This is a genomic window from Sporosarcina sp. P37 (assembly GCF_002109365.1).
In the GTDB taxonomy this organism is placed as follows: Bacteria; Bacillota; Bacilli; order Bacillales_A; family Planococcaceae; genus Sporosarcina.
The window spans coordinates 2,588,202-2,603,545 of sequence record NZ_CP015349.1 but is presented as its reverse complement, the minus strand read 5'-3'; the positions used below and the strand labels follow the sequence as shown (position 1 = coordinate 2,603,545).

The window sequence follows — 15,344 nt, the reverse complement described above, 5'->3', positions numbered from 1 at the left end:
ACCATAACAAGCAGACGGTTGTTTTGGCAATAAATGCACGAAAAAAGAGTGACGGAATTTACTGCCCCGTCACCCTTTTTATCATTAGCTTTTAATTTGTTCCTTCAATGAACGTCTCAGGATTTTGCCTGTTGTGTTTTTCGGCAATTCATCAAGGAACTGAATATTCTTCGGCACTTTATACTTCACCAGACGCTTGGCAAGGAAATCATGCAGCGACGCCTCTGTAACATCCGACCCTTCTTTCAGCACTACATAAGCCTGTACTTCTTCGCCGAAATTAACATCCGGCACGCCGACTACTGCCGCTTCCACGACATCGCGGTGGCTGAACAGCACTTCTTCGACTTCTCTAGGGTAGACGTTGAATCCGCCGACGATGATCATATCTTTCTTGCGGTCTACGATATAGAAGTAACCGTTTTCATCTTGCCGCGCCAAGTCCCCCGTATAAAGCCAGCCGTCCCGCAAAGCAACAGCTGTTTCTTCAGGCAGCTTATAATAGCCCTTCATAACATTCGGACCGCGAACAATCAATTCGCCGACTTCATTGACAGGCACTTCCTCCCCCATTTCATCGACTACCTTGTTTTCCACATTCATGATGTTCGTTCCAATCGAACCGGGCACTCGTTCGCGGTCGAGCGGATTGAAACAAGTAACAGGTGATGCTTCCGATAAACCGTAGCCTTCAGAAACACGCACTTGAAATTTTTCTTCGAAATTATGAAGCAAAGATACCGGCAATGAAGAGCCGCCTGAAATCGCCAGTCTGATGGATTCAAAGTCTTCCGTCTTGCCTTCCGGATACTGATACAGGAAATTGTACATCGTCGGAACGCCGGCAAATACCGTCGCCTTTTGTTCGCGGATCAGCTGGAAAATCTCCCCCGGGCTAAAGCGCGGTTCCAGAAGAATCGTCGCCCCTTTAACGAGCGGCGCATTCGCCACAACTGTCAGCGCAAAGACGTGAAACAGCGGCAATGTCGCGACAATTTTATCATTTTCAGAGAACCCCAAATAATCGCCGACATCGCGCGCATTTGAGTAAATATTTTTATGCGTCAGCATCGCGCCTTTCGGATGTCCGGTCGTTCCGGATGTGTAAAGTATGATAGCGCTTTCATTTTCATCAACCTGCACCGCTTCTGTCAAAGGCGCCGCCTGCTTCAGCAGCATGCTGAACGGATGAACTTTCGTCTTCACGCGTTCCGGCAGCGCAGCCAACTTCTCACCGGCATCCGGATTCATTTCACAGACAATATAGTTCTCAATCGCCGGAAACGACTGGCTCGCCACTTCCACAAGCGGCAGTAATTGATCAATCGCAATGACAGCCTTCGCATCACTGTTTTCCAAAATATACGAAATCTCATCAGGCGTATATAACGGATTAATCGGCACAGCCGTCGCGCCAATCCGCATAGCCGCATAAAGCGAAATCAAATAATGCGGCGTATTACCAAGCAAAAACGCCACATGATCCCCCTGCCCCACACCGAGGTTCCGCAACGCGGACGCAAACATAGACACCGACATATCAAACTCCGCATAAGACGTATCCTGTCCCATAAAACGATAAGCAACTTTATCTGGCTTAGTCTGTGCAGTCTGCTGAACACTTGAAACTAAATTCATACTTTCATCTCCCTAACCAATGAATGAACAACCATTCAGTATTTCATTCATTATACTGATAGAATAATTAATTGGCAAGAGTTTACTGGTAATTTTGTTTATTTACACTATGGCAAAGACACTGAAACCTGCTGGAATACAGGATTTGCCCTTGAACTTAAAAGAATTCAAACACATCAACAATTCACACACCACCTGCAATGAGTGATCTGAGTACCACCACTTTATAATTAGGATGGCAACGGAAGCTGGGGGCGACTCTGGGAGGATCAGAGGGACAGGTGAAACACCCCGGCGTAGCAAAGCGGAGCGGTGTGGTTCACCGCCCTCCCTCCAGAAAGCGTCCCCCAGCTGGAGTTGCCATCCCCCCGTACTCACTAACTCTCCACGCAAAAAAGACACCCACTCTATAATAAGGACGGCAACTGCACTCCGGAATTAGTCCTCTGTTACTGTTCAGCAGCTGCACTTGAACTGAAATAAATTCAAACACAACAACAATTCACACTCTGCCTGCAATGGGTGATATAAGTACCACCACTCTGAAATTAGGATGGCAACGGAAGCTGGGGGCGACTCTGAGAGGATCAGAGGGACAGGTGAAACACCCCGGCGAAGCGAAGCGGAGCGGTGTGGTTCACCGCCCTCCCTCCAGAAAGCGTCCCCCAGCTGGAGTTGCCATCCCCTCGTACTCACTAATTAACTCTCCACGCAAAAAAAGACACCCACTCTCAAGAAGTAGGTGCCTTAATATGTGAAATATACCGCCAGCGGATAAGATAAAAATAAAAAATCTGCAGCAGCGCAAAACCCGCCAGCACCAGCGCAAGCTCCTTAACAATCGAAATCTCCGCCAGCGCATCCCAAATCACCTGCAGCGCCAAAAACGCAAACACACTATGAATGAACGACACACCCCACGGGAAGAAAAACTGCGGAATCAGCTGGCGGTTCACAATCTTCTTAAACTCCCTGTCCGTCATCCCAATCCGCTGCAGCACCGCATACTGCCGCCGGTCGTGGCTGAGCGACGTATACAGCCGGAAATAAATAAAACTCCCCGATGCCAAGAAAAACACGCCCGCAAGCAACAAACCGATAAACAACAGCAGCGAAAACGTCATGCGAATATGCGAATAGCTCAAGCCAGGATTCTCAAACTCATAACGTACAGGTTCCCGGTCTTCAAGCATAAGCCCCGCGAGCAGCTGAGCATTGATGGACAGGCCAATTTCCTGTGTCGCCTGCCAGTCGTGCACATTAAACGCATAATAAGTAAACGCCAATGAGCTGAAACGTGCCTGCTCCTCCACCCGGTCGAAATCCAGATGATTTACAACAATCGTATTAAGTCCGAGCGCATTCGGCGGAAACAGCTTGTACGGATAGACCCCTTCAATTTCAAAGGTGATCTGGCTTTCCGCCAGTTTCGTCCGCACCGATTTATTCGACAGTTCGCTCGCAGCTGCCGCACTTGCCGGCAGGAACAGCGCATGCCCCTGCTCGAGCGCCAGCGGCTCTTTTCCGAACGACATCGCCAGTTCATTCAGATCAGACAATTTGACGATGTTGACTTTATTTCTCGTATAGGAAGACTGCTGTTCGAGCACGCGGAAACGCACTGCCCAGTAATCGAGTCCGCGCTGTTCGAGTTCATTGGTCAGCTGCGCAATATGCGGATACTCGTATTCGTTATGCGGCAGGCTTTTATAGACTAGCCCGAGCGGATTCACTTCACGGTACTGCGAAGCAAATGACGTCAGCGAAGCGAGGATCCCGACGGACATGAACGCAATCGTCGAAACAATCGTTACGATAAAGAACATCCGGGCATTTTCTTTTAGGCGTACGATGCTTTCTGAAATCGAAATCATCCAAAAATCACGCCAGAAAAACTTCTTTTGCCGCCTCAGTGCATGCAAGAGGAGCGGCAGTGTATCTGTGAAAAAGTAATACGTGCCGACCGTGATGAGCGGCGGCAGCAAGAAAAACAGACTGATAATGCTTGAGCGCGAGACAAGTGCCGCCATTGCATATGCAAGCAACAGCAAGATGACACCGAAAATTCCGCGCCGATTTGAATACGTATACACCGACTCTACCGCCATGTCGCCGTTCAGCAAATCTGACACTTGCCCCTGCTGAATGAAAACCGGTGCGATGTATGAAATGATGGCAAATAAACTGAGGAACGCACCCATCGTCAGCACGAACGGCTTCCATGACAAATACAGCGGCAGCACAGGAATTTGCACGATCGCTTTGACGATCATGAAGAAAAACTTTGAAAACATGAAGCCTAGAAAAATGCCGCTTACAATCGATGTAAATCCGAGCAGCATCGTCTCAATGAAAATGAGACGGTGCAGTTGGCGCTTCGCCATTCCAAGCAGCAGCAGGACGCCAAATTCTTTTGACCTTGCCTGCAGAAACGCCCGCATCGAGTAGAACAGGAAAAACAGCGTGAAGATGAAAAGAATGACTTCCGCAATTCCCATGCCCAGCACGGAAATCTCTTTCAGGAAGGTATTTTCAATCGACGGATGAAACAGCAGCATCGAATACAGGAAGAACACCATGACAGAAAATACACTCGCCATGAAAAACGCTGCGTATACACGGCGATTGCGGACGACGTTACGGTAAGCGAACTGTCGAAAAGTCATTCACATTGCCTCCAAGTAATGACAGCACATTCAAGATGCGCTGGAAAAATGTATGCCGGCGTTCATCTTTATAAATTTCATTGAAAAATTCGCCGTCTTTAATGAACAGCACCCGGTCGCAGTAGCTCGCAGCAATCGGATCATGCGTCACCATAATAATCGTTGTTTTCTCATGCAAATTGATATGTTCGAGTAATTCGAGCACATCTTTTGCGGACTTGGAATCCAAGTTCCCTGTCGGCTCATCCGCCAGCACGATGCCCGGCTGATGGATCAGCGCGCGGCCGATTGCTGTGCGCTGTGCCTGTCCGCCCGATAATTCATCGGGACGCCGCTCCAGAATATCTTCCAAGTTCAGCTTTTGCGCCATATCCTGCACGCGTTTTTTCATTTCTTCAATCGGCAGGCCGTCGAGAGTCAGCGGCAGCACGAGGTTTTCTTCCACTGTCAGCATTTGCAGCAAATTAATTTCCTGAAAGACAAAGCCGATCTGCCGCCTGCGAAACAGCGCGATATCATTCTGACTGAGTGTCTCCGGTTCCACGCCGCCAATGACAATTTTGCCGTACGTTGGAATATCGGTCGCCATCAGCAGATTCAATAATGTCGTTTTCCCGCTTCCGGACGGCCCCATAATCGCAACGAACTCGCCTTCCTCCACCCCGAAATCCAGCTGGTTCAACGCGCGGTGTATGACCTTTCCTTCATAGATCTTCGTCACATCTTCCATCTTAACGATCGGTTGTGTCATCTGGCTGTTCACCCGCCTCTCCGTCTGTAAATAATAACGCGATCGTCGTGCCTTCCCCCTGTTTCGAGGATATCGTCAATTGATGGCCGAGCCGCTCACATACTTCCGATGCGATATACAGGCCCATCCCCGTTGACTCCCCAGACAATCTGCCGTTCTCACCTGTGAAAAATGCTTTCGTCACGCGGTGCAAGTCAGATGCCGGGATGCCGATTCCTTCATCAATAATTTCAAGACACAGTCCTTCAGGTTTTTGGACGGCCTGAACATGGATTTTCTTGCCTTTTTCAAATGTATATTTCACTGCATTCGTAATAAATTGATTGAGCATAAACTTGATCCACTTCCGGTCGGTCGCCACTGTCAAATGCTCGTCGACGTTCAGCACAGGAAATAATCCGTTCGCAATGAAGAGACGTTTATTTTCATTGAGCACTTCTTGCAGCACTTGGCGAAGCGGCAGCCGTTCAATCTGCATATCGTCTTCAAACGTTTCAAGCCGCGCATTCACAAGGACGATGTCGAGCCCATTCTGGATCCGTTCCACTTCCTGCATGATGCTCTTCTTATCCACTTCGTCTTCCTGCAGCAATAAATTAATGACCGAAATCGGCGTTTTCATTTGATGCACCCATTGATTCATAAAGTGCATATGACGGTTTTGCACATCATACAGCGTCTGCACTTCCCGCTGGTACAGGCGGTATAGTTCGCGCATAAATTCCGTCGTCTGTTTGTGTTCAGGCGTCAGTATATGACGGATCAATGCGCTTTCCATTTGCTTCGGCTTCTCAACGATCTTCGCATAATACGTGCGCCGCATAATGTATTTCGCGCCCAGATACCCTGCCGTCAGCAAGATGCCCATTGCCACTGAATAAATGGCAGTGTTCGGATTGCGGAAGCCGTCAAGCCAGTACAGCAGCAAAATGAATGATACGAGCCCGATCTGAAACAGCATAAACGGTATATGTTCTTTGACGAACAGCATGAATGCTTTCATCAGGCCTCCGACTCCGGCACAAACCGGTAACCCGCGCCGCGCACGGTTTCAATCCACGACTGCACATCATAGTCGGCTAATTTCTTGCGTACGCGCGCCATGTTGACATTTAACGTATTCTCATCGACAAACGACTGGTCATCCCATAATTCTTCGAGCAGCCGCTCCCTTGAAACGACTTTTGGCGACTCGCCCATCAGCAATTCAAGAATGACACACTCTTTCTTCTGAAGCGGAATATCTTCTTCACCTTTTTGCAGCGCCATCCGTTCTATGTACAGCGTCAGATCCCCGGACACAATGACGCGCTCTGACTGATTCGGTGAGTATTCCCCAAACGACCGGCGCAGATGGCTTTTAATTTTCGCGAGGACAATTTCATAATGGAACGGTTTCGTAATGAAATCATCGCCGCCGTTTTCGAGCGCAAATACTTGATCCATATCGCCCGAACGCGCTGAAATGAAGATGATCGGACACATCGTATGCTGCCGCAGCTGCCGGCACCAATAATACCCGTCATAAATCGGCAAGTTAATATCAAGCAGCACCAAATGCGGATTATACGCGACGCACTCTTCCACCACCCGGTCAAAATCTTTTACAATCGCCACTTCATACTGATATTTCTCCAGCGTTCCCGCCAGCAGCTGTGCAATTTTCTGATCATCTTCCACAATGAATATTCGATGCTTCACCGTAACCCCTCACTTTCTAGTTATGCTTATTATAGCGCATTTACGGGCACACATAAATAAATCGCCTGCACACAAAAAACGCATGCCCCGCAAGACATGCGCTGTTGCTTAATAAATCAGACCGACGAATTCTTCCAGCTTGATGCCGCCGAGGATTTTTTCCACATCCATCGATTCCAGTGCTTCTGTAATCGCCTGCCGCTCATACTTCACGCCTTTTAAGCGATTTTCGATTTCCTGCACTTCTCCCACACCGAAGAAGTCTCCATAAATTTGGATATTTTCCATCATCCCTTTTTCCACAAACAGACGGATATCAATTCCGCCGACCGGGAAACGTTTAGACTGCTGTAAGTTGAACTTCGGTGAACGTCCATAATTCCACTCCCAGTTGCTGTAGCGCTCAGCGGACAGCTCACGGATTTTCGTCCAGTCGTCATCCGTCAATTCACGATACTCAATGTTTTCTTCTCCGCCGAATATGGAGTTCAAAATCTCCTGTCTGAACTGTTCTATCGAAATTGGCTCTTCAAGAAATTCAGAAATATTCGCCACACGGCTGCGGATGGATTTAATTCCTTTTGACTCAATTTTGTCCTTCTTGACCTTCAGCGAGTTTACGACACCTTCCATATCTGTATCAAACAGCAATGTGCCATGGCTGAACATGCGGTCCCCCGTTGCGAACTGCGCATTCCCTGAGATTTTTCGCCCATCAATCAAAATATCATTGCGGCCAAGCAATTCCGCCTTGATCCCCATTTTCGCAAGCGCGTCTGTTACAGGCTCCGTAAATTTCTTGAAGTTACGGAATGAATCTCCGTCGTCTTTCGTAATGAAACTGAAGTTCAAATTTCCTTTGTCGTGATACACCGCGCCGCCGCCGGACAGCCTGCGCACGACATGAATGCCTTCACGGTCTACGAATTCTGTGTTGATCTCTTCTACCGTGTTTTGGTTCTTTCCGATGATGATGGACGGTTCGTTGATATAGAACAGCAAGTACGAATCTTTGTCGACATCCATTGTGTTGAGCACATATTCTTCGATTGCCAGGTTAATTCGCGGATCTGTGATGCCTTGATTATCGATAAATTTCATTTTTCTTCTCTCCTCACAAATTTGTCACATTTATTTTTATTGAATTCTTTCAATTTAGAACCTTCAAAACATGGATAAATCCCGCCGTTAAAGGGTTGAATCCATTTTAACAGAAGTTTATAGCAAGTGTTGACTTTTGACACCTGTTATAATACACTGTGTATATACCAAGGAGTTATACAACAAACAAGAGGGGAATTGATTATTATGGTAGAAAGCATCGTAGATTTTTTCAGAAACTTGCCGGCGAAGGTTTGTGTGACATGCGGGAACGATATCGAAGAGCAGCATGAGTGCTACTCCAACCAATGTGATCAGTGCAACGTAAAATAATTTAAAACTTTCATTCGGCGAATATTCCTATATTCGCTTTTTTTTGCGTTAAAATTGAGTTTTTTGTTGGTGTCAGTGCGGAGGAAAGCGCGCGGTTTGGCTTCGGAATCGAGTGACAAACGCGCTAATGTCGTGCTGCACCGCGCTCATAGGACTCTTCACTGCGCCAATCCCCCATCCCAACGCACCAGCTCTTCACCCCTTTCACTCCCAATCCAAAACAAAAAAAGCCATACAGCAAGTCAGTAAACTGCGCTTGCTGTATGGCTTGTATTAACTGAATAGTCTTGCCAGTACTTCATCTTTTGCGGCGACTCCCTGATCGATACAGTCCGGTAAGCCGACTCCGTTATAGGAGGCGCCGGCCAGCTGGATCATTGGGAATTCACTTTGGAGTTCTTCTCTTGCGCGCAGGATTTTGTCTTTATGACCGACACGGTATTGCGGACGGTCGTCTTTCCAGCGTGTAATGATACAGAATTCCGGTTCACCTTCGAGACCGAGGATTTCTCCTAAGTCTTTGCGCACGATTTTCTCTATCTCGCTGTCGGGCAAGTCGACAATCGCTTCTTCCCCGACACGCCCGACGAATGCACGAACCATGACTTTGTCGTCAGGTGTGGTTGTCGGCCATTTGCGGTCGACGAGCGTACAGGCGGTGATGGAGTGATTGCTGCTGCGCGGCACAAGGAAACCTGTTCCGTCAATCTCCTTCTTCATTGCATGTTTCGGATAGCCGAGCGCTACGGTTGCGACCGATGTAGTCGGTATCGTTCCCAGTTCATTCAGCAGACCGTATGGCTCAAACAGGCGGCTTGCCACTGTGTGGCTTGTTGCCATAATAACCGCGTCAGCCTCAATTTTCTGCTGATCGCCCATTGTCAGAACGGCACTGTCACCTTGTTTTTCCACTTTGATGACGCGCGTGCCTTTCATAACCGTTATATCCGTCAGCTGTTCTTCTAATGCTTCTGTCAGCGACTCCAGCCCGTTTCGGAAAGTATGGAATGCACCCATCTTTTTCGAACTGTGGCTATTCTTTTGCGGCAGCTGCTTAGGCGTGGTTTTTTTCATGCCTAAAATTAGGCTGCGGTGCTTTTTCTCCACTTCGTAGAACTGCGGGAAAGTGGATTCCAGGCTCATATGATCGATATCACCGGCATAGACCCCTGATAATAGCGGTTCAATTAAGTTTTCTACCACTTCGGTGCCGAAGCGCCTGCGGAAGAACTTACCGAGCGACTGGTCTCCGGTCACTTCAGAACGCGGCAGGATCAAATCGCCTGCCGCGCGCACTTTACCGCTTACACTGAATAGACCTGATGTCACAAATGGTTTGACTTCTGTCGGAACGCCCATAACAGCGCCTGCCGGTATTTTGTGCATATGATTATGCAAAAGAATATATGCTTGCCCGGTTGCGTTTCGGACAAGCTGATCCGCTATTCCCAAATCACTTGCCAATTGGTCAACACTTTGTTTACGGATCAAAAAGGAGTCGGGACCGCGTTCGATTACATAGCCGTCTCGACGGACTGTCTGGATTTTCCCGCCCAGCTTAATAGATGCTTCTATCAAGGTGATGTCTAAGGGAAGTCCTTGCTCACGCGCATCTTTTTGTATATAGTACGCCGCTGCGAGTCCTGTGATGCCCCCGCCGATAATGACCACTTTCTTTCGTTCACTCATGTCCGTTTTCACTCCGATCCTGTTGAATTCATTTCGACTGCTGTAATTGCTCCATCACTGCATCTGCCATTGCATCAACGAATAAAGGATCTGTGTTCGGCATGGCAGGTCTGTGATATGCTGCGCCGATATCATCACATACGACTTTACATTCATAGTCATTATCGTACAGCACTTCCAAATGGTCGCTTACGAAACCGACTGGTGTATAAACGAATGACGTATAGCCTTTAGTTTCATACAGATCACGTGTCAGATCTTGAACGTCAGGACCGAGCCAAGGATCTGGCGTCTGCCCTTCACTTTGCCAGCCAAGTGCGTATGTTTTAACGCCGGCTGCTTCTGTGATCATTTCAGCTGTTTCTTTCAGCTGATCAGCGTATGGGTCTCCATTCGCCAAGATCTTTTCCGGTAATGAGTGGGCAGATACGATCAAACATGAATTCTCACGTTCTGCTTCATCCATGGCGCCGTACGTTTGACGCAGCTGGTTTGCCCAGTACTCGATAAACTTCGGCTGCTTGTACCAGCTTTCCACAGAAGTCAGACGGATGCCGTGCTTGTCTGCTTCCTCTTTCGCCCGGCCGTTGTATGATTTAACAGAGAACGTAGAGAAGTGCGGTGCCAATACGATGGAAACCGCTTCTTCAATGCCGTCGTCGTCCATTTGCTGTACTGCATCTTCCACGAAAGGTGCGATATGTTTCAATCCGACATATACCTTGAATTCAATTTCATCCTGTACTTCATTCAGACGTGCGCCAAGTGCGTTCGCCTGATCATCCGTAATCCGTGCCAGCGGTGAAATCCCTCCGATTGCCTCATAGCGGCTGCGAAGATCTTCCACTTGTTCTGGAGCCGGCGGACGGCCTCTGCGGATATGCGTGTAGTACGGTATTAAATCGTCATAGGAGTTCGGTGTCCCATACGCCATAACGAGTAAGCCCATTTTCTTTTTCGTCATCATGTTCACCTCGTGATTTGATTTTATTTCGAACGTAATTCAGCACTGTATTCATGAACAAATGCTGTCAAACGCTTCAATGTTGCAGGTTGTACTTCAGGGAATACACCGTGGCCCAAGTTGAAGATATGGCTGCCGTGTTCCACCCCTTGTTCAACAATCAGCTTTGCACGCTCTTCGATGACAGACCAGTCAGCGAGCAGCATGGACGGATCCAAGTTCCCCTGCAATGGTTTTGTCAGGCCGCGTTCGCCTGCTTCTTTTACGGACAAACGCCAATCCAGTCCTACTACGTCAACCGGCAGATCATGCCATTCATTCGCCAAGTGGCTTGCACCTACTCCGAATGTAATCAATGGAACATTTAACTTGCGCAATTCTGAGAAAATACGTGTCATCGTCGGTTTGATGAAGATTCTGTAGTCTGACACGTTAAGTGCCCCAACCCACGAATCAAATATCTGCACGGCTTTTGCTCCCGCATTCACTTGAGCTGTGATATAGGAAATAGTCATATCCGCCAGCTTGTCCATCAGTGTGAACCATGCTTGCGGTTCTGACACCATGAAGGATTTCGTCAGGTTATAACTCTTTGAAGGGCCCCCTTCAATCATATAGCTCGCAAGTGTAAACGGCGCTCCCGCAAATCCGATCAGCGGTACATTCAATTGCTCTTGCGTAAGGATTTTTATCGTATCTACTACGTAAGGAATTTGCTCTTCTGCTGAAAACTCTCCAAGCTTTTCGATATCTTGTGCAGAACGGATAGGGTTTGAAATAACAGGGCCTACGCCTGATTTTATTTTTACATCTACACCGATTCCCACTAGCGGTGTGACGATATCTTTATATAGAATAGCTGCATCGACGTCATATTGATCAACAGGCAGTTTAGTTACATATGCACACAATTCCGGCTGATGCGTAATTTCTTCCAAGGAGTATTTTTCTTTGATCTTTCGGTATTCCGGCTGTGAACGTCCTGCTTGACGCATGAACCACACTGGTGTGTGTTCAATCTTCTCGCCTCTCGCAGCACGCAATAACGTATCATTAAATGTTGACATATTCAGCGATCCCTCTTTCCAATTTTATATAACATTCTTTTCGCGGTGCTCATATACGTTTCTCATAATAAACCGTTGGCAGGTCAATGTATAGTGAATTGCGCCTTTGTCATAATTTTGTGCTCTCTGCGGTCATGCTTCTGCCATCGTTTCGACAATCATTATGATTTCCCGCGCCATACGCGTGTTTGACAGAGGATATTTAGGGGAATTACTAAGTGTAGAATCATACACTGAAAAAGAGCTATACTGTTATGCAAAGACGATTGCAGCCAGTCAAAGGAGGAACTTTGAATGAATATTTATATGACGACAGGAACTTTTGAATTTATGGAAAAGATTAAGGAGAAGCACAAAAGTGAATCGATTTTCTTAATGAACGGCAGCGGCCACACGCTGCTGCTCCATGAAACAAATGGTGCAAGCATATTTCAGACGCCGAGGAAATATGAAGTGGCCGGATCTTTCGGCAATCTGACCGAACCAGGATTTTTCGCAATGGATAATGTTGCTGTTACAGATGAAGGAAAACCGATTTTCGAGCACCAGTATAAAGAGTTGGGTGAGAAATTGCAGAATATGCCTGGCTTCATCGCATATCGCTTATTACGTCCAATCGGCTCTGATACGTATACATTACTGACGGAGTGGACAGACAAGCGATTGTATGAAGTATGGCACAACTCCCCCGGCAATAAGCTGTCCAATACGATGAATTTCAAAGATGCCGGCGGCGCGACACAGCATATCTTCTCAAGTGCACCGTACACCGCCCATTATAAGACACCTGTAGATGAGGTTTGACGTTTTTGCGTCAGCCTCTTTTTTTCTGCATTCATCTGTGTAAAAAACTTTTGCCGTCTGAAATTTCTCATTACAGAGTTTGCCGCGCTATCATTCGCTTGTTATACTAAATTTGACCTAGTTGTTTTTTTGAAAGGGGACGAATAAATGAGAGAGCAGTTATTTAAGAAATTAGAGCAATCCTATGGTGATATGGTAGAGATTCGACGCTACCTGCATATGAATCCCGAAGTTTCATTTAAAGAAGAAAAGACGGCTGCTTATATAGCTGATTTCTATAAACAATTGGGAATGGAAGTGCGTACAGGCGTGGGCGGCAATGGCATCACGGCAAAGATAAAGGGCAAGAAGCCAGGTAAAACCGTTGCATTGCGCGCAGATTTTGATGCGCTGCCCATTCAGGATCAAAAAGACGCGCCTTACGCTTCTACAGTTCCGGGTGTTATGCATGCATGCGGTCATGACGGCCATACCGCCACACTGCTGCAGCTCGCAAAAGCAATGAATGAAATGCGTGATGAGCTGGCCGGCGAATATGTATTTATTCATCAGCATGCGGAAGAATCAGCCCCGGGCGGCGCAATCGCAATGATTGAAGATGGCTGCCTGGAAGGTGTAGATGTCATTTTTGGCACGCATCTCTGGTCCCTTTTTGAACCGGGAGTCATTTATTATGCCGACGGACCGATCATGGCGGCAGCTGACCGCTTTAAGATTACGATTCAAGGTGCAGGCGGACACGGTGCTTCTCCGCATCAGACAAAAGATGCGATTGTCATCGGCTCGCAACTGGTCATCAATCTGCAGCAGCTCGTTTCAAGACGTGTAAACCCTATTGATTCAGCCGTTCTTTCAGTCGGTTCATTCGTTTCAGAAAATGCCTATAACGTCATTGCTGATCAGGCCGTATTGACCGGAACCGTGCGTTCCTTCACGAATGATGTCCGCAATCTGATGGAACAGGAAATACAGCGCGTAGTAAAAGGCACAGCTATCGCACATGACTGCGAAATCACGGCAGAATATTTCCGCGGTTATCCTGCAGTGGTCAACCATGAGAAAGAAACGGACTTCCTGAAACAGGTGGCGGAATCCATTCCGGAATTAAAAGGCGCAGTCCAAATGCAGCCGCAAATGGGCGGAGAGGACTTTGCTTACTACCTGGAAAAAGTGCCGGGCACATTTTTCTTCACTGGCGCGCGGCCGAAAGATGCTTTTCCGCACCATCACCCGCGGTTCGACATAGATGAACAGGCTATGCTGGCAGCTGCCAAAACACTGGGCGCGGCCGCACTTGAATACCAGAACTGACGAATAGTGCACACAGACTGGAGATGAATCCCGAACGGATTTCATCTTCAGTCTTTTCTTGTGTTCACACCTTTTCCGGCCGAAATGGATAAAGGCTGTTCGCAAGTTACCGCATCTGCCGTAATCAATAATTTTTACTGCCTTTACCTCGGGCGTTTTTATAATATCCCACAGGTGACAGAACATTTACTGTTTTCTAAAATTATTGTTGATTTTCGTTTTTTCTATATTATAATTAATACGTATATTGTCCTATTAACAGGGAGGGAACGCCATGTCCAATCCACATTACCTGTCGTCTTACATTGTGACTTTTCATACTTTTGCATTACTTCACGGACAACATTCCAATCCGTACTATACGAAAGTAGTAGAAAGCGACCGGACGTTCATTGTTGAGAAAACACCATTAGAAATTATGAGAGATTCATGCGCACATTACCGTTCCAATTTCGAATCGATTATCAACAGTTCAAAAAGTGATTTGAAAAACCGTCCCAAACCGCCCATTATGCTCACTCATTCGAATGATCGGCCGTTATTGTTCTTCCCTTTACTGTCCCCTACGTTACATAAAAATTCATGGGTGGCTTATCACGCAGTAAAAGATGCGGTTCAACATGAAGACGGAGTAATTGTTATGCTGAAGAACGATACACAGATGCCGCTTGATACGTCACTTGCGACTGTCTACCGGCAAATGGCGCTGTCGCATATTTTGTCTCAGCGTTTTGAACATGCACAGGAAGAATTGCGCAGCTCCTATTATATGATTATGGAGCCGAAAAGTTCTGATTCTCCAATTTCCTGATGTATTGATTCAGCAGTTCTTCCGACCGGTTACGCAGACGGACGTTTAAATAGCGGCGCAAGTCTTCATAGCCTTCGTGGATAAACAGATATTCCGTAAACAGGTCATCTGTCGAGCGGCGGATGACTTTCATTTGGTGCCGCCGCAAATACAGAGCAGTTGCCTGCAGATCCGCAGACACTGTATTCATCGTTTCGTCGATCAAGTTGATATACGGACTCTTCAGCTTGAAGGGAACTTGATCTACTAATTGCCGATCCCGCTCCAATATTGTCAGCAGCATGGGCAAATAAATATAGTTCTCTAGATACGGCAATGCCTCCGCTGGAATCAAAGGCATACTCATCGTCCTCCCTTATAGAACATTTGTTCTTGTACTAATTATAATTACTTCTGTTTGAAAAAGCAAGTACATACAGTATGGCTTTTTTTGCATAAAAAAACTTCCGGCTGTTTTGCCGGAAGTCTTATGCAGTAACGTAACTGCAATTTTATTATATTTTCTGCG

14 protein-coding genes are annotated in these 15,344 nt (G+C 47.1%); 4 read left to right on the top strand and 10 right to left on the bottom strand.

The features are described from left to right. Positions 1–84: 84 nt before the first annotated feature. The 6 genes from SporoP37_RS13060 to SporoP37_RS13035 form a co-directional block, all read right to left on the bottom strand. Positions 85–1,638, bottom strand: a complete 1,554-nt coding sequence (locus tag SporoP37_RS13060; RefSeq protein ID WP_085431180.1) for a fatty acid--CoA ligase family protein — start codon at positions 1,636–1,638, stop codon at positions 85–87. Between the two features lie 731 nt (positions 1,639–2,369). Then, the gene (locus SporoP37_RS13055) at positions 2,370–4,304 is read right to left on the bottom strand and encodes an FtsX-like permease family protein (protein ID WP_085431179.1); all 1,935 of its coding nucleotides are present in this window, start codon (positions 4,302–4,304) and stop codon (positions 2,370–2,372) included. Next, on the bottom strand, positions 4,276–5,055 hold the full coding sequence (locus tag SporoP37_RS13050) for an ABC transporter ATP-binding protein (protein WP_085431178.1): 780 nt from the start codon (positions 5,053–5,055) through the stop codon (positions 4,276–4,278). The genes SporoP37_RS13055 and SporoP37_RS13050 overlap by 29 nt, the downstream gene beginning before the upstream one ends. Continuing rightward, positions 5,036–6,058: a sensor histidine kinase gene (locus tag SporoP37_RS13045; RefSeq protein ID WP_085431177.1), complete on the bottom strand. Its 1,023-nt coding sequence runs from the start codon at positions 6,056–6,058 to the stop codon at positions 5,036–5,038. Before SporoP37_RS13045 ends, SporoP37_RS13050 begins: the two co-directional genes overlap by 20 nt. Next, complete coding sequence (locus SporoP37_RS13040) at positions 6,058–6,756, bottom strand: response regulator transcription factor (protein WP_081244087.1); 699 nt, start codon at positions 6,754–6,756, stop codon at positions 6,058–6,060. Before SporoP37_RS13040 ends, SporoP37_RS13045 begins: the two co-directional genes overlap by 1 nt. Positions 6,757–6,864: 108 nt before the next feature. Beyond that, complete coding sequence (locus SporoP37_RS13035; RefSeq protein ID WP_085431176.1) at positions 6,865–7,857, bottom strand: lipoate--protein ligase; 993 nt, start codon at positions 7,855–7,857, stop codon at positions 6,865–6,867. A gap of 207 nt (positions 7,858–8,064) precedes the next feature. Between SporoP37_RS13035 and yhfH the strand changes: the two genes are divergently transcribed. Continuing rightward, on the top strand, positions 8,065–8,190 hold the full coding sequence (yhfH, locus tag SporoP37_RS13030; protein ID WP_081244085.1) for a protein YhfH: 126 nt from the start codon (positions 8,065–8,067) through the stop codon (positions 8,188–8,190). 273 nt (positions 8,191–8,463) lie between these two features. Here the strand turns inward: yhfH and hemY are convergent, their stop codons facing one another. From hemY to hemE, 3 genes are read right to left on the bottom strand one after another with little or no spacing between them, the layout of a single operon-like run. After that, the gene (gene hemY, locus SporoP37_RS13025; protein WP_085431175.1) at positions 8,464–9,879 is read right to left on the bottom strand and encodes a protoporphyrinogen oxidase; all 1,416 of its coding nucleotides are present in this window, start codon (positions 9,877–9,879) and stop codon (positions 8,464–8,466) included. A 28-nt stretch (positions 9,880–9,907) separates the two neighbouring features. Next, positions 9,908–10,843, bottom strand: coding sequence for a ferrochelatase (gene hemH / locus SporoP37_RS13020; RefSeq protein WP_085431174.1), 936 nt, complete (start codon positions 10,841–10,843; stop codon positions 9,908–9,910). A 23-nt stretch (positions 10,844–10,866) separates the two neighbouring features. Further along, positions 10,867–11,910 (bottom strand): uroporphyrinogen decarboxylase, encoded by a 1,044-nt coding sequence (gene hemE / locus SporoP37_RS13015; RefSeq protein WP_081244072.1) that lies wholly within the window; start codon positions 11,908–11,910, stop codon positions 10,867–10,869. Between the two features lie 294 nt (positions 11,911–12,204). Here hemE and SporoP37_RS13010 point away from each other — a divergent pair, with 294 nt between their 5' ends. From SporoP37_RS13010 to SporoP37_RS13000, 3 genes are all read left to right on the top strand, one after another. After that, a complete protein-coding gene (locus SporoP37_RS13010) occupies positions 12,205–12,714 on the top strand; it encodes an antibiotic biosynthesis monooxygenase family protein (RefSeq protein WP_085431173.1) in 510 nt (169 codons plus the stop codon). A gap of 147 nt (positions 12,715–12,861) precedes the next feature. Beyond that, positions 12,862–14,025, top strand: coding sequence for an amidohydrolase (locus tag SporoP37_RS13005; RefSeq protein WP_085431172.1), 1,164 nt, complete (start codon positions 12,862–12,864; stop codon positions 14,023–14,025). Between the two features lie 274 nt (positions 14,026–14,299). Continuing rightward, positions 14,300–14,836: a competence protein ComK gene (locus SporoP37_RS13000; RefSeq protein ID WP_081244069.1), complete on the top strand. Its 537-nt coding sequence runs from the start codon at positions 14,300–14,302 to the stop codon at positions 14,834–14,836. Here the strand turns inward: SporoP37_RS13000 and SporoP37_RS12995 are convergent. Then, positions 14,799–15,176, bottom strand: coding sequence for a YhjD family protein (locus tag SporoP37_RS12995; RefSeq protein WP_081244068.1), 378 nt, complete (start codon positions 15,174–15,176; stop codon positions 14,799–14,801). The genes SporoP37_RS13000 and SporoP37_RS12995 overlap by 38 nt on opposite strands. Between the last annotated feature and the right edge of the window lie 168 nt (positions 15,177–15,344).